Origin of the sequence: Desulfosporosinus orientis DSM 765 (genome assembly GCF_000235605.1) — a bacterium.
GTDB classification, from domain to species: domain Bacteria; phylum Bacillota; class Desulfitobacteriia; order Desulfitobacteriales; family Desulfitobacteriaceae; genus Desulfosporosinus; species Desulfosporosinus orientis.
The window spans coordinates 2606687-2622277 of the sequence record NC_016584.1 but is presented as its reverse complement, the minus strand read 5'-3'; the positions used below and the strand labels follow the sequence as shown (position 1 = coordinate 2622277).

At 45.5% G+C, this 15591-nt stretch carries 12 protein-coding genes; 3 read left to right on the top strand and 9 right to left on the bottom strand.

Features of this window, described 5'->3' with window-relative positions; genetic code table 11:
* Positions 1 to 108 precede the first annotated feature (108 nt).
* From DESOR_RS12285 to pdxS, 3 genes are all read left to right on the top strand, one after another.
* Entirely contained in the window at positions 109 to 1461 is a 1353-nt protein-coding gene (locus tag DESOR_RS12285) for an amino acid permease (protein ID WP_014184907.1), read from the top strand.
* A 200-nt stretch (positions 1462 to 1661) separates the two neighbouring features.
* Complete coding sequence (locus DESOR_RS12280) at positions 1662 to 3044, top strand: tryptophanase (protein WP_014184906.1); 1383 nt, start codon at positions 1662 to 1664, stop codon at positions 3042 to 3044.
* 287 nt (positions 3045 to 3331) lie between these two features.
* Positions 3332 to 4216 (top strand): pyridoxal 5'-phosphate synthase lyase subunit PdxS, encoded by an 885-nt coding sequence (gene pdxS, locus DESOR_RS12275; RefSeq protein WP_014184905.1) that lies wholly within the window; start codon positions 3332 to 3334, stop codon positions 4214 to 4216.
* 126 nt (positions 4217 to 4342) lie between these two features.
* Here the strand turns inward: pdxS and DESOR_RS12270 are convergent, their stop codons facing one another.
* The 9 genes from DESOR_RS12270 to DESOR_RS12230 form a co-directional block, all read right to left on the bottom strand.
* The gene (locus tag DESOR_RS12270) at positions 4343 to 4639 is read right to left on the bottom strand and encodes a hypothetical protein (RefSeq protein WP_014184904.1); all 297 of its coding nucleotides are present in this window, start codon (positions 4637 to 4639) and stop codon (positions 4343 to 4345) included.
* Positions 4640 to 4714: 75 nt separating this feature from the next.
* Positions 4715 to 6169, bottom strand: a complete 1455-nt coding sequence (locus DESOR_RS12265) for a 4-hydroxyphenylacetate 3-hydroxylase family protein (protein ID WP_014184903.1) — start codon at positions 6167 to 6169, stop codon at positions 4715 to 4717.
* Between the two features lie 84 nt (positions 6170 to 6253).
* The gene (locus DESOR_RS12260) at positions 6254 to 7120 is read right to left on the bottom strand and encodes a 3-hydroxyacyl-CoA dehydrogenase family protein (RefSeq protein ID WP_014184902.1); all 867 of its coding nucleotides are present in this window, start codon (positions 7118 to 7120) and stop codon (positions 6254 to 6256) included.
* A 276-nt stretch (positions 7121 to 7396) separates the two neighbouring features.
* Positions 7397 to 7915, bottom strand: coding sequence for a hypothetical protein (locus tag DESOR_RS12255; RefSeq protein ID WP_014184900.1), 519 nt, complete (start codon positions 7913 to 7915; stop codon positions 7397 to 7399).
* Between the two features lie 93 nt (positions 7916 to 8008).
* Positions 8009 to 9343 carry an acetyl-CoA hydrolase/transferase family protein gene (locus DESOR_RS12250; protein ID WP_014184899.1) on the bottom strand — a complete coding sequence of 445 codons (1335 nt, stop codon included), beginning with the start codon at positions 9341 to 9343 and terminating at the stop codon, positions 8009 to 8011.
* 26 nt (positions 9344 to 9369) lie between these two features.
* Complete coding sequence (locus DESOR_RS12245) at positions 9370 to 11196, bottom strand: acyl-CoA dehydrogenase family protein (protein WP_042331157.1); 1827 nt, start codon at positions 11194 to 11196, stop codon at positions 9370 to 9372.
* Positions 11197 to 11230: 34 nt separating this feature from the next.
* Complete coding sequence (locus DESOR_RS12240) at positions 11231 to 12040, bottom strand: glucose 1-dehydrogenase (protein ID WP_014184897.1); 810 nt, start codon at positions 12038 to 12040, stop codon at positions 11231 to 11233.
* A gap of 370 nt (positions 12041 to 12410) precedes the next feature.
* A complete protein-coding gene (locus DESOR_RS12235; RefSeq protein WP_014184896.1) occupies positions 12411 to 14225 on the bottom strand; it encodes an acyl-CoA dehydrogenase in 1815 nt (604 codons plus the stop codon).
* A gap of 87 nt (positions 14226 to 14312) precedes the next feature.
* Positions 14313 to 15524, bottom strand: coding sequence for a thiolase family protein (locus tag DESOR_RS12230; RefSeq protein WP_014184895.1), 1212 nt, complete (start codon positions 15522 to 15524; stop codon positions 14313 to 14315).
* Between the last annotated feature and the right edge of the window lie 67 nt (positions 15525 to 15591).

Below are 15591 nucleotides of genomic sequence, written 5' to 3'. Positions count from 1 at the left end.
CGTCTCGATTTTTAAACCTTAAGGTTAAAAAAATTCTTGGCACAAGACTTGCACTGTTCTGATAGTGTTCTGATTAATTCAACAAAATATGTGAAAGGGGATATCGCTATGAGCACACAAGGACATGATATGCAACGCGGACTTAAAAACCGGCATATCCAGATGATTGCCTTAGGCGGGGCAATCGGTACAGGACTCTTTTACGGCTCAGCTGAAACCATTAAGCTAGCTGGCCCAGCCATCACCTTATCTTATCTCATCGGAGGACTTGTCATCTTCTTCATCATGCGGATGCTCGGAGAGATGTCGGTTGACGAGCCCGTTTCCGGTTCTTTCAGCCACTTTGCGTACAAATATTGGGGTGAATTTCCTGGGTTTGTATCCGGTTGGAATTATTGGTTTAACTATATCGTTGTGAGTATGGCGGAACTGACCGCGGTCGGAATTTATATCAACTATTGGTTCCCGAATGTCCCGCATTGGGTCTCAGCCCTCGTTTTCCTCGTAGTTATTACACTAGCCAATCTTATGAACGTTAAAATGTACGGCGAATTCGAATTCTGGTTCGCAATAATTAAAGTTGTCGCTATTCTTGGCATGATTATCTTTGGACTCTTCCTCATTTTTTCAGGAATAAATGGACAAGCAACCGGCTTAAGCAACCTGTGGACACATGGCGGATATTTGCCAAATGGCCTTGGCGGCCTAGTTCTCTCCTTAGTCCCTGTTATGTTTAGCTTTGGGGGGATTGAGCTCATCGGAATCACCGCTGGTGAAGCAGCTAATCCAAAGAAGACCATTCCACAGGCCATTAATCAGGTTATGTGGCGGATCCTCATTTTCTATGTCGGTGCACTAACCGTTTTAATGATCATTTACCCATGGAATCAGGTTGGTTTAGACGGCAGCCCCTTCGTTCAAATCTTTTCGAAAATGGGAATTACCGCCGCTGCTACCCTTCTTAATGTCGTTGTTCTAACTGCCGCCCTATCCGTTTACAACAGTGGTATATATAGTAACGGCCGTATGCTTTATAGTCTTGCCCAACAAGGAAATGCACCTAAGTTCTTAGAAAAATTGAACAAAAACGGAATTCCTGTCGCTGGAGTCTTAGCCTCCTCTGGTATGACCTTAATCGCGGTCATACTCAATTACTTGATTCCGGGAAAGGTCTTTATGTATCTCTTCGCAGTAGCAATCATTGCAGGAATCATTAACTGGACCATGATTATTATTACAAACCTCAAATTCCGTAAAGCGAAAGCTGCACAAGGCGAAGCCGATAAGCTCGATTTCAAAACACCTCTCCATCCGTATACGAACTATCTTTGCTTTGCCTTTTTAATCATGATTGTGGTTCTTATGACGACTATCGAAAGCATGAGAATGGCGGTATATATTCTTCCTGTATGGTTACTCATTCTATGGATTGGCTTTAAAGCCAAGAAATCTGCTCGATAGATGATTCCTTTACTCAAACGATTCTTAGACCGATAAGTTTTCTTATCACTACCAAAAAACTTGTCAACTTTTCTTATCAACTGATCAAATAACCCTTCAAAATCCCATACTTTTCGGGCATCATAAGTTGGCACGAAAATTGCGAATAACTCTATACAGAGTCAAAAATTCTAACAAGACATCTAAGGAGGATAAAACCCATGACTAGAAAAGCTGAACCCTTCCGTATTAAAATGGTTGAACCTATCCGCATGATCTCTCGCGAAGAGCGTATCGAAAAATTAAAGGAAGCTGGTTACAACCCGTTCCTCATCAAATCCGAGGATGTCTATATCGACCTCCTCACAGACTCCGGTACCGGCGCGATGAGTGATCAGCAATGGTCCGCTCTGATGCTCGGCGACGAGGCATATGCAGGAAGTAAGTCCTTCTACAAAGTAAAAGAGGCAGTAAAGGATATTTTCAACTACGATTATGTTATCCCGACTCACCAAGGCCGTGGTGCCGAGCAGGTTCTCTTCCCACATATCATGGGGAAAAAGGGGCAATTCGTCCTTGGCAACATGCACTTTGACACCACCATGGCTCATATCGAGTTAAATGGCATGATTCCCGTGAACCTCGTCATCGAAGATGCCTTTGATACTCAAAAAGAGCATCCCTTCAAAGGAAACTTTGACCTTGAGAAGCTAGAGAACTTCATCGTGGAAAAAGGGGTCGAGAATATTGCTTTCATCATTGTTACTGTTACCTGTAACTCCGCCGGCGGTCAGCCCGTCTCCATGGAAAACGTCCGTGGCGTAAGAAAAATCGCTGATAAGTATGGCCTCAAAATCAACATTGACTCCGCACGCTATGCCGAGAATGCGTACTTCATTAAGAAACGTGAAGCCGGCTATGCCAATAAGAGCATCAAGGAAATCATCCGTGAAATGTACTCCATGGGAGACTTCCTCACCATGAGTGCTAAAAAAGATGCCATCGTCAACATGGGCGGAATGATCGCAATTAAGAATGACGCAGAGCTTTACCAAGCTGCAGCAACAAGCTGTGTCCCGATGGAAGGTTTCGTAACATATGGCGGTCTTTCCGGTCGTGACATGGAAGCACTCGCAGTCGGTCTCCAAGAAGGCTTAGATGTCGAGTACCTCGAAAGCCGGATCGGTCAGGTTGAGTACCTCGGTGAAGAACTTCGCAAACGCGGTATTCCCATCCAATGGCCTGTCGGAGGACATGCCGTATTCGTCGACGCAGGCAAGTTCCTGCCCCATATCCCAGCCGATCAGTTCCCTGCTCAAGCCCTCTGTAACGAACTCTATATCGAAGCAGGCGTCCGCCCTGTCGAAGTTGGTTCCCTCCTCCTCGGCCGTGACCCGCAAACCGGTGAGCAGAAAAAAGCCGATGTGGACTTCATGCGTTTGACGATTCCCCGCCGTGTCTACACCGACCGCCACATAGATGTCGTCGTTGAAGCCCTCGCTAAGATTTGGGAGCGTCGCAATCAAATCAAAGGCTTAGAATTCACTTACGAGCCAAAGGTTCTCCGTCACTTCCTCTGCCGTCTAAAACCCATCGAAGACTAAATCGCAGGTTCCTTATTTAGCAAATCCTTATTAAAGTGTATTAGAAAACTTGGCTGGCGCCCACGAAAACACTGTTTTCGCACGGATTACTCTTCTTGCAGCACTGTCTTCGCACGTATTAACCATCTTGCAGTATGCAACGAAAAGTTATACTTTCTGATTAGTAAAATAAAGCGACCTGCCGCCGACTTGCCTAAGAAGCGTGGTGATTCCGTGATCACCGCGCCTTCTGATTGTTATGCAGCTTCCAAATCCATTTTTATAATTAATAAAAGGAGGAATGAAAAATGACTGAAAGAGGTACTTGGGGTTTAAAAAAGGGACTGGCAGAAATGCTTAAGGGCGGAGTAATCATGGATGTAACCACTCCTGAGCAAGCTAAAATAGCCGAAGAGGCTGGCGCTTGTGCCGTTATGGCTCTCGAACGCGTCCCTTCTGATATTCGTGCGGCCGGTGGAGTTGCCAGGATGGCTGATCCAACCATCATTCAGAGAATCATGGAAGTCGTCACCATCCCTGTCATGGCTAAAGCGCGTATCGGACATTTTGTGGAAGCACAAATCCTCGAATCCCTCGGCGTGGACTACATCGATGAAAGCGAAGTTTTAACTCCTGCCGACGAAGAGTTCCATATCAATAAGCATGAATTCAAAGTTCCCTTTGTCTGTGGCGCTAAAAACCTCGGGGAAGCCCTCCGCCGCATTGGCGAAGGTGCTGCCATGATTCGTACCAAAGGAGAGCCGGGTACGGGAAACGTTGTCGAAGCGGTTCGCCATATGCGCATGGTGATGAGCGAAATACGACGCCTTCAAAACCTCCCCAAAGAAGAGTTAATGACCACAGCGAAAAATCTTGCAGCACCTTATGACCTTGTTGTCCAGGTCGCAGAACTCGGCAGACTCCCAGTGGTCAACTTCGCTGCAGGAGGCTTAGCAACCCCGGCTGACGCTGCGCTCATGATGCAACTTGGCTGTGACGGCGTGTTTGTCGGCTCGGGAATCTTTAAATCCCAAGACCCTATGGCCCGTGCCAAAGCCATCGTCGCGGCAACGACTCACTTCAATGACCGAGATGTTCTCGCCCAGGTCTCCAAGGATCTCGGAGAAGCAATGCCTGGTCTGGAAATTTCAAATTTACCCCAAAATGAAAGAATGTCCGAGCGGGGCTGGTGATATATAGACAAAAATGATGCCGCCAAAACCTGGTGGGGACTTGGCGCTAATCGATCTACCTCCTCTCCAGACTTAACCCTCCGACTGCGACTGCCGGCAGCGTCTTAGCTGCCGGCAGTCTCCTCTTCACCATAAAGGGTCTTTAATCTTTTTGAGGATTTGACCAGGCAGTTCCGTCAGCGCATACTGAATTCGCTCTACGGAACTGCCGGCCACGCTTATTACCGGTCCATTGAATGGTGGTCGCTCTGCGCAATCCGCTGCGCATCCGCTTACTATGAGAAGGATATCCTTTTCTGCCTCATGCCAAGACACAAACTCCAGTTTATCAGGCTGCAATAGTTTGATTTTCTTAACAATTTCCGGTCCTTCGATTAGCGGGTTGCAATGCCCGCAATATTTAACACCCACAATTATTTTCATAACGTTACCGATGAATTGCCATAGCTTTTCAAATGTGGCTGATAGATTGTAATTTGCTGCTCTACCATTATTTTGTTATTCGGCTTCTTTGAGTTTAATCCCAGCAAGAGCCATTGCAGCGCGCTTCTTATGTTCTAGGTTAGACAGTTTAGAGTACATTATTTTCTGCGCTTGAGGCGATCCTGCTCCATGCATGCTTTCAACCAATGCTGTACCACCTGTCATATTTTCAAGGAGTCTGGCTATCCGCATCCGATCTTCTGTTGGAACAGTTGCGACGCCTTTAAAATATTTTTCCACATATTTGCCTATCTCGGGATTCCTCAAATCGGATTCTGAAGGAAGTGTAGCGGTCAACCCTCCTCCAATATCTTGGGCAATTCGATCAATATCATAAATGAGCCGTGTGACATTATGTTTGCCAACATTTGCAAGCAGAGGATCCACGAAGTAAGAACCGGAGGCAGTTTGTTTCCCCTCCGAGGAACAAGCGATGGAACAAGCATATAGTGTTTCAGTCAAGTGAATCATTTCATTAATCTTATCTTTAATATGAGTAGCCTTCCCATAACCACTGTAATCAGCCATAACTGCTGCAGCGCCGATGACTATATCAGAAACACCGCCCTTACAGCCGCCGTAGTTTTGCCGATGATAACTGGCAAACCTTCCTACCATCATTCCAGCAAAATCCGTTTCACCGCACATAAAAACCTTTTCCCAAGGCACAAAAACGTTTTCCAGTACTGTAAGACACTCGCCGCCGACAATACCAAACTGTGCATTACCTTGGTCTATTTCCCCTTCACATTTTCGGTCATCGTTCGTCTGCCGCCCAAAGATGTGCAGGACTCCAGGGGCGTCAACTGGTATTGCGCAGGATACTGCATAATCTTTATCTTCGGCCACCATGCTCATAGTAGGCATAATTAACATCTCATGAGAGTTAACCATTCCGGTCATATGGGCTTTGGCACCTCTGACCACAATTCCCTTGTCATTTCTCTCAACAACATGTACAAACATATCAGGATCCGCTTGCTGTCCTGGTCTCAGACTTCTATCTCCTTTAGGATCAGTCATTGCACCTGCAACCATGATATCATTTTCCTGAATGTACTCCACATATTTCTTAATTCGCTCATGATAACCGGTGCCAAGTTTTTGGTCCATTTCATATGTTGTGCAATACACAGCGTTTAGAGCATCAAACCCCACACATCGTTGATAACAAGTTCCGGTTCTTTGAGAGATCATTCGTAACATTTTTACTTTTTTGATTAAGTCTTCTTTGCTTTGATGAATATGAGTAAAACGATTGATTTTCTTACCAGTAAGATGTGAAGTGGCGGTCACCAGGTCTTCAGCAACAGGGTCATGAGCAAGTTCATAGGTCATCGCGGCAGAATTGACATGACCACGAATAAAGGGATGGTCGATTACCTCTTGACTCTTTAAAAGTTGACCTTTCACATAAACCTTGATATTGCGCTTCCGTAAACTTTCCATATACTCTAAGCCTGTTTTCATAATCATTTCCCCTTAAAGTTCATAAATCTGTAAATTAAACGAGGAGACTGTGAATTTTGGGCTGTGAATTGCATCTCTAGCTTTTTAGTCGTATGTGTAAAAACCCTTTTTCGCCTTAATACCATATTCTCCCTTGGTAAATTTCTCAACTAGCAGTGGGGATGGCTTGTTGGCAATATCACCGGTATTCTGGTAGCGTTCCATGGTGCTGTAGTACGCAAGATCTATCCCAGTGAGATCCATAAGACGGAAGGGCCCCATAGGATGGCCTAAAGCATTCGTTACCGCCAGGTCTATTTCTTCGGGGGCTGCAATACCCATATCGGCGAGATACAAGGCCTCAGTATTTATCGCATTTAAGATCCGATTTACAAGAAAACCATAAATTTCCTTCTTAAGCAGGATGCCGGTTTTCCCGAGTTTGGCGGTCAGGTCCATTGTAACTTGAGCGGTTTCTGCAGATGTATGCGCCCCCTGAACAACCTCAACCAGTTTCATAACCAGGGCAGGATTAAAGAAATGCATGTTACAAACCTTACCCGGTCGCTTTGTGGCATCCGCGACTTGCGAACTGACAATAAAAGAACTATTAGTAGCCAAAATCGCATGCGGAGGAGTAATCCTGTCCAAATCCGCAAAGAGCTTTCGCTTAATGTCTATTTTCTCCACTGCGGCTTCGATCACATAATCAGCATTACCAGCAGCCTCTTCAAAATTCTGCGTAAAACTCAATTTCCCTAAGGCCTCGTCAGCTTGTACTTGACTTAATTTCCCTTTAGTTACGCGTTCCGGCAAATAAGTTTTGGCAAATGTTTCTGCCTTGTCAAGCATATCTTGGCTGAGGTCAGTACAGGACACTTTATAACCGGCCAATGCACAACAAACGGAAATCTGATGCCCCATGTTGCCGGCCCCAATCACACAAATCTTTTTGATATCTTCTAATTTCAATCTAAATACCTCCCAATCTTTTATTACAGGAATGCTTGTATAAATGTATACCCAAGGCCTTGCTAATTTAACTATCCTCGTTCTATTCCCAACCAGACTGCAGTTCGGGCTGGGACAGCTTTTAACACGAAGATTACTTCTTGATCCTGGACTGCATTCACTCCTACATGATGTGGTCAATCTGGTCGTTAGCTCAGTTGAATTAAAACAACGGTTTTCCTTGGGCACGTGGATAACAAATTATTTGATGAATCATAAAGCGGGCTATTTGAGAACTTATTGTTTTATATCATGGCTTTCTGCAGGAGCCCCCATAATTGCTGCTACAGCTTTTGTGAGGCCCATAATTAAAATTACTACAGCTGCGCCTCCAATTAATTCGCATCCTATCCAGAGCATGGGATTCGGTTTAGGAAGTGAAGCTGCTACTGCTGTTACAAGGAAATACATAAAAGCATAATTATTAAACACAATTGGAAGAACATCCATAAATAAAACAATACTGAAAACAAATAGGCAAACATACGCAATACTGGATTCCCAAGTACCAAATGAAGCAGCCGTCAATCCCATCCAATATTTAATAAGGACAATGTTGAAGATTCCAAACCCTCCACCTACAAGGATCTTGGGTATCTCTTTGTTGTCCTGATGTGACATGAAAATGAAGACCATAACCATAAATACCGGCCAAGTAGGCAGCTTAAAATGATGTAATACCCATTCCAATAGAACAATAATGGCAAGTAGTAATACCCCGGTTACTAACTTTTGCTTTGAGAAAATGGTATTCATTTGTTTGTCCATCCTCCTCTTTAGTAATATCGACTCTCGACATTTGCTGCATTCAGCTGACAAATGTTTTTTGGCATTGATAGTATACCTTCGTTAAAGCTTATTGGTTTTAACCCAAATTTTCATTTTTTCGGCTTCTTTGATCAGATCTTCCCGCAGATCTGGCTCAGCAATGCTGATAAGCAGCTCAGCGCGCTCCCAGGTACTCTTGCCTTTAATATCCACCGCACCATATTCTGTTACAACATAGTTGGTAACAGCGCGGGGAACCGTGACGATTCCGCCAGGTGTCAAGGTTGGCACGATGCGTGACTTTTTCTCTCCTTTGCCTTCCTTCAGCGAGGACAGGCAGATGATTCCTTTGCCGCCTCTCGATTTGAAAGAGGAGAAGATAAAGTCGAACTGACCACCGGTACCGGTGATTTGGCGAGTCCCGGAAGACTCTGAACAAACCTGCCCAAAGAGGTCAATCTCAATAGCGTTGTTGATGGAAATCAGCTTATCGTGCTGGGACGCAATTGAAGGACTGTTTGTATAATCCACTGAGTAGCTGGCGGCTGTCCTATTCATGTGCAGAAAATCGTACAGTTTCTGGGTGCCCAAGGCAAATGTGTAGGCCATCCTGCCTTGGTCAAAGGCTTTTCGTTTGCCGGTCAGAACCCCCGCCTCATACATGTCTACATAGGAATCAACCAATATCTCCGTATGAGCTCCCAAGTCCTTAAGGTCGGAATGGGCGATCATCGATCCTACTGCACTGGGCATACCGCCGATACCCAGCTGGATGACTGATCCGTCTTCTATTAAATTCATAATGTGGCCGGCAACCGCTTTATCCACGTCATTCGGGGGGACCTCCGGCACCTGGATCAGCGGCTTGCTGTCTGTTTCTACGATCATGTCAACTTCCGAAATGTGGATAGCCTCTAGGTTGCCCCCCAGGCAGTAAGGAGCCTTATCACAAACTTCGACAATGACTTTCTTGGACTTTTTAATATAGGCATACGTATCGGAATTGGCGACGCTAAAGTTAAAATACCCGTGACTGTCCATAGGAGTCACCTTGCCCATGAACACATCTGCATCGCAATAACGTTCGATAACGGCCGGGCCTTCATGATAGATCATCGGCACAAAGTTGCACAAATTCTTGTCGTGGAGCATCCGGTCTCCGCCGCTGAAATGCCAACTGTTGTATATGAAGTGCTCCCTCGTTGGATCGCAGACGGCCACTTGAGCTAGTCCGGGGTAAACAACAGCGTAAACCTTAACCGCCTTAAGTTCGTCTTTTCTTTGAGCCAAATAAGGGTCCAAGAAGGTAGGGGCCATCGCAAAGTGTCCGTAGGCCACCTTGTCACCAGACTTTACTACCTTGACTGCTTCTTCCGGGGAAACCAACTTTCTTCTGTATTCGGTTAAAAAATCCATTAATAAAGCTCCTCTCTTGGTACTAATTAGTAGTCAAACGTTTCAGCACTTGATTCTATAACCGATGTATCACCTTCCAGGACAATTTCCATTACCGACCAAACATTGGGAACTACGTTCCTTAGGTAGTAACGAGCGGACAGCAGCTTTCCATTGTAGAAGTTGTACTCAAAATGTTCTTTGCCAAGTTCTTCTGCTTTTTTCTTAGCAATTAAAGCCTGTTCCAGGAGGCACATTCCGCCGTAGAGCTGGGCGGTAGCAGTCAGGATACGGCGAGAGTAGGTTGGCATCATGCCGGTTTTACCATCAGCTAAGTACTTTGCCATAGCAGCCATAATCGTCTTATATGAACTGAGAGCCTTCTCCAGATTAGCAAATTCTTTTTCAAACCCAACGACCGTCTTGTTCTCATTAACAAAATCTTCGATGTTTTTGAGGAACGCTGCAAAAACAGTTCCCTTGCCCATATTCCATTTCCTGCCCAACAGATCCAGGGACTGAATGAAATTCGTACCCTCCCAAATGGAATAGATTTTAACATCACGCGCAGCCTGGGCTACGGGATATTCTTCACAGAAACCATATCCGCCGTGGGCCTGTATTGATTCGCAAATGCAGTTCCAGGCTTCATCACTCGGGTAGGCTTTAGCCAGCGGGGTCAGACATTCCGCCATCCCTGAAGCAGCTTTCTTGCGTTCGGGATCAGTATCCAAGTGACTCACTTCAATGTAGAAAGCAGCTTTATTAATGATCGCCCGGCAAGCTTCCAGAGTTGCCTTATTCAGCATCAGCATCCGTTTTACATCTTCATGGTTAATGATCTGTGTGCGGCCAGCTTTCGGATTAGCAATAGAACGCCCCTGAATACGCTCTTTGCAGTATGCCGCCGCGTTCCAGTAAGCAATCGATGCTACTCCTAGGGCAGCCGACCCGGTCAACAATCTTTCCTCGTTCATCATCTGGAACATCTGGGCCATTCCCTGACCGGTCCCAGTCTCGACGTCATAAGTTCCCAGAAGCACTCCTCGACAACCGCTGTTCTCGCCACAGGACAGAGCCGCCGTAGCTGACCCCTTGAGTCCCATCTTATGCTCAACTCCGGTTGTCTCCACATCGTTGGGTTCAAGGCTGCCATCTTCGTTAACCCAGTATTTAGGCACGATAAACAAAGATATGCCTTTGGTACCTTCGGCAGCCCCCTCGATGCGAGCGAGATAGAGGTGGATCACGTTTTCCACATGGTCGCCGTCTCCACCCGAGATAAATATCTTGTTGCCCTTAATCTTATAAATTCTCGAATTATCAGTGGGGTAAGCCTTAGAAAGAATGTCACCCACATCGGAGCCGGCGCTTGGCTCGGTTAGGCACATTGTCCCTGACCATGTGCCGTTAAACATCTTGGGCAGGAACATTTCCTTATCCTTCTCTACACCGAAGGACTGGATGAGACCTGCGGCCCCGGATGTCAGGGCCACATACGGCATAAAAGCCGGATTGGCACCGGTCATGAATTCATTGATCGCACACAAGAGGACGAAAGGAAGGCTTCCACCCTCGTCGTTCACATTGCTGGTTCCCCAACCATTCTCATTAATATATTTGAACAGAGCTTTAAAAGACTCAGGAAGATAGACCTTTCCATTTTCAAAGTATACCGGAGTTTTTTCGCCATCATCAGCGGTCGGAGCCATTACTTCCCGCGCGACTTTGTCGATCGAATCGATAATCGGGTCAATGTCGTCCACACTATAAAAATCCTTATGTTTGTCGTAGGCAAATACCTCATTAATAGGAAGCCATTCTTTGAGTATGAATTTTAGGTCTCTAGTTTTATAAGCATAATTTGAAGACACGGTAATAACCTTCCTTTCTAAAATAACTCTCGCTCTAAATAGCGAGATAGCCTCCGTCAACGGCCAGAATCTGTCCGGTACAATAACTGGAAGCATCTGATGCAAAGTACACTACTGCCCCTTTAAGCTCCTCATCCCCTCCGAAACGACGCATGGGGATATGCTTCAGCACATTATTTCCCTTTTCGTTGTACCTAGTCTCCTCAGTCAAATCCGCTGTGAAATACCCTGATACAGTCAAATCCGTCGGAAAATACCCTGGAGCAATTGCATTGACAGTAATGTTATAACGAGCCCACTTCGCGGCAAGGTCTTTTGTCATAACATTGATCGCCCCTTTGCTGGCCATGTAAGCTAAGGCATCCGTTGTTTCCGCTTCGGCACCTACAAACCCGCAGACTGAAGAAAGGTTGATTATTTTTCCATAGTTTTGTTTGATCATCACCTTACCGGCTTCCTGGCAGCAGAAGAAACAGCCATTCAGGTTAATATCCATAACCTTATTCCAGCCTTTTAATTTATGATCAACGGCCGACTCTGCCCATACCACCCCTGCATTATTAACCATAATGTCAAGTTTCCCAAATTCACGCACCGTTGCGGCTACCAAATTTTGCACGCTTTCCTGGCTGCTGACGTCACAAGCTATGGGAAACGCTTTAACCCCCAGGTTCTTACTGATTTTTTCAGCAGCTTCTTCACAGCGGTTCAATTTCCTCGCAGCCAGAACAACGTCGGCGCCCGCCTCAGCCAAACCGGTTGCCATTTGCAGGCCCAAACCGATTGATCCCCCGGTTATCACTGCAACACGCCCACTTAGATCCAACATTCTTTGAATTGACATCCGTTACTTCTCCTTTTGATACTATCTTTTTTAATTCTAGGGAAAAAGACATCGGACCCGATGACTCCGCTCAGACCAGTTGATAAAATTTGGATTAGCCTCATCTCGCAGTCATTATGTGAACTTGCTCTGCTAAAGTTAAAGATGATCTAAGATGTTCAAAGAGTGTTCTAAAGTGTTTAAAACTGTTCTAAATATAATCACATTAATATGAATATTGCAATTATTGTGCCAATAAGTTTATTCGGCTAAGTTATGCAAACGGCTGGTTTTTTGATATTAACGAGTGGAACAGGCTGATTTTAATGTAGTAATATTTAACACTGTTGTCTATTGCTACAGTATCATGGCTTAAGTTCGGTTGCAGCGATTAGAAATACTCTTCTTTCATCTCTAAGAAGGCTCTGTCACTTTTCTTAATGGCTTGGAACTTACCGGTTACCGCTGGTAATATCGTTCCTAAGTAGTATTTTGCGGTCACTATTTTGCCTATATAAAAAACGGTATCCGAATGATCTTCTTTAAATGTCTCTCTCATTTTTTTACTCGCTATGACGGACTGCCAGAGGAACATCCACCCTACCATTAAATCTCCCCATATTTCCAGATAGGTCTGGGCCCAAGAGTATGTTAATAGCAAGTCTTCTTGAGATTTTAGGGTTTTGATTTGATCGCTTACTTCTTCAAGGGTGCTTAGGTACATACTCAATTCCTTAGCATAGGGAGCTAATTCAGCGACTTCCAGCGCTTCTTGGATTGTTTCGTAGACTTGGGTGATAATCGCTTTGTAGGCGTCCCCTTTTTTTAGATTGAGTTTGCGTCCGATTAAGTCGAGGCTTTGAATGCCGTTTGTTCCTTCGTAAATCGAGGTTATCTTGCTGTCCCTGGCGAACTGTTCTACTAAATACTCTGAGCAATAGCCATAGCCTCCGTGAACTTGGATTGCCTTGACACAAACCTCAAAACCCTTGTCGCTGCCATAGGCCTTACAAATAGGAGTCAGAACCTCGATAATGTCACTGTATTTTCTTTTTTCCTCCGCATCCGCATCATCTTTGCAAACAACCATTTTGTCCATGCAGTAAATCGTGTAGAGGATTAAGGCCCTCATCCCTTCGGTATAACATTTCATCCATAAAAGGTTTGTTTTTACATCGGAATGAACAATAATTGGCTCTTGGCCCAATCCTTTCTTGCTAAGTCTAAGACCTTGCTTTCTTTCCCGAGCGTAATTCAAGGCATGCAAATAGGCTGTACTTCCCTGAGCTAATCCTTGCAGTCCAACCAGCAGTCTCTGTTCATTCATCATGTTGAACATAGTTACAATCCCGTTTCGTTCTTGGCCGAGAAGCTCACCAATACAATTTCCGTTTTCGCCAAAAGCCAATACGCTTGTTGCTGAGCCTTTCATGCCCATTTTGTGCTCAATTCCGACACAGCTAACGTCATTAACTGCACCCAAGCTTCCGTCATTATTTATTCGTATTTTAGGAACCACGAAACAGGATAATCCTTTGGTTCCTTCAGGATCGCCTTCAATCCTGGCTAAAACGATATGTATGATATTTTCCGTCAGGTTCGATTCTCCGCCGGTAATGAATATCTTCCCACCGCTGATGGAATAGGTCCCATCTTCATTTTTCCGGGCTTTTGTTTTAACGGCTCCGACATCACTACCGGCTTGAGATTCAGTCAGACACATGGTGCCGCCGTATGTTCCTGCATATAACGGCAGCATGTATTTCTTTTTCTGTTCCTCGGTCCCAAAAACCTCAATGACTTTAGCGGCGCTGTGGGTCAAGCCATAATAACCGGTTAGGCTGTGGTTAGCGGCAAAAAACAGCTGCTTGCAGACATAATCAATAACATGAGGCAGGTTCTGCCCTCCGACATCATAAGACTCATGAACGCAAAACCAACCGCCGTCGCATAGCTTTTGAAAAGGCTTATGGTAGACATCCGGAACCTTCACCTTGCCATTATTCCAAGTACAGCCCTGAATATCTCCGGGGTTATTGGCCGGCGCAAAATCGTTTACCGCAACTTTTTCCGCCGCATTAATGGTCATTTCAAAAGTTTCCAAGGAATGGTCGCCGTAACGTTCCGACTTGCACAATTCTTCAACATTAAGTTGTTCATAGAGAATAAAACGAGCATCCTTTAAATCGCATAATTTATTACCCACTTCGCCACTCCCCCTAAAATGCACATTTTCTGATCCAAACTGTTTATCTTTAGTTGAACGAATTCACTTCTGCGCTTGTTCCGGTGTTTAATCGACTCTGATGATCGCCGCATCTCCCTGGGACAAGCCTCCACAGATGGAGCAGGCTCCAATGCCGCCGCCTCGTCTCCTCAGTTCGTACATCATAGTCATAAGTATCCTCGCTCCGCTTGCCCCAACCGGGTGACCTATGGCAATTGCCCCGCCGTTTACATTGGTTTTTTCCAGCAGTTTCAGCCATTTTGACGCCTCCAAATCCGCCAGCACTTTGGTCGAAACCAGGGGCACGGCCGCAAAGGCTTCATTAATTTCTATTAAATCCACTTGCTCCAGGGAAACTCCAGCTTGCTTTAAAGCCTTCTTGGTGGCGTAAGCCGGAATCTTAGCCATTTCTCTGGGTGTACCGGCCACACTGGAAACCGAGAGAAGCGTGGCTAATGGTTTTAGACCTAATTCATCGGCTTTAGCCCTCTTCATAAGAATAAGAGCTGAGGCGCCCGCGTCCAGACCCGGAGCATTTCCGGCAGTCACTGTTGGGCTTCCATAGATCGGTTTTAGCTTAGCAAGGCCTTCTATTGTCGTATCAGCTTTAGGAAACTCATCCTCTGCAAACGTTGCCGTCTTGCCGCGGCCCAGCGGAACCTCTACAGGCATTATTTCGTCCTTGAACTTCCCGGCTGCTAAGGCTTTCTGATACTTTTGCTGGGAAGCGACTGACCACTGATCCTGGATTTCCCTGGTGATATTCAGTTCAACCGCTACTTCACCGGCATCTTTGGCTAAGGGACTAAAGCCGTGATATTGAATCGGGTTAAGATGATCAATTATTATAGGTAATTGCATTTTCAGTCCCCAACGATGACCGTTCATTACAATCGGCGTGTTGCTCATGTTCTCTGCCCCTACAGCCATTGCGCCTTCCGCTTCTCCCAGCATAATGGCGCGGTAGCCCAGCTGAGTTCCGGTCAAAGAGGAACAACAAGCCCTGTCAATCGTTAAAGATATCAAGTCTTCTCTCAACCCGGCCTTCAGCAGCGCCTGACGGCCGTTGATATTGTACTCTAGTGCCGCTTCCGACTGGATGCACATTCCATAATACAATTCGTCTATTTCCTTATCCGTGATTCCGGCGCGGGCCAAGCATCCTTTAATTACTAAAGCCCCGAGATCGGTGCTGTGAATCTCCTTTAGGATGCCTCCGAATTTACTGAACGGTGTTCTAAGGGCACTTACAATTACTACTTCGTTTTTGTCCGCCATGATTTAATCCTCCACTTCATTAAAATTGAAATTGAAATAGAACTTGAACCTGAATGAACGCACCTTT

What these genes read in the sequence shown, in the direction of transcription:
- DESOR_RS12285 (WP_014184907.1), top strand. Translation starts at nt 109, where the DNA reads ATGAGCACACAAGGACATGATATGCAACGCGGACTTAAAAACCGGCAT.
- DESOR_RS12280 (WP_014184906.1), top strand. Translation starts at nt 1,662, where the DNA reads ATGACTAGAAAAGCTGAACCCTTCCGTATTAAAATGGTTGAACCTATC.
- pdxS (WP_014184905.1), top strand. Translation starts at nt 3,332, where the DNA reads ATGACTGAAAGAGGTACTTGGGGTTTAAAAAAGGGACTGGCAGAAATG.
- DESOR_RS12270 (WP_014184904.1), bottom strand. Translation starts at nt 4,639, where the DNA reads ATGAAAATAATTGTGGGTGTTAAATATTGCGGGCATTGCAACCCGCTA.
- DESOR_RS12265 (WP_014184903.1), bottom strand. Translation starts at nt 6,169, where the DNA reads ATGAAAACAGGCTTAGAGTATATGGAAAGTTTACGGAAGCGCAATATC.
- DESOR_RS12255 (WP_014184900.1), bottom strand. Translation starts at nt 7,915, where the DNA reads ATGAATACCATTTTCTCAAAGCAAAAGTTAGTAACCGGGGTATTACTA.
- DESOR_RS12250 (WP_014184899.1), bottom strand. Translation starts at nt 9,343, where the DNA reads ATGGATTTTTTAACCGAATACAGAAGAAAGTTGGTTTCCCCGGAAGAA.
- DESOR_RS12240 (WP_014184897.1), bottom strand. Translation starts at nt 12,040, where the DNA reads ATGTCAATTCAAAGAATGTTGGATCTAAGTGGGCGTGTTGCAGTGATA.
- DESOR_RS12230 (WP_014184895.1), bottom strand. Translation starts at nt 15,524, where the DNA reads ATGGCGGACAAAAACGAAGTAGTAATTGTAAGTGCCCTTAGAACACCG.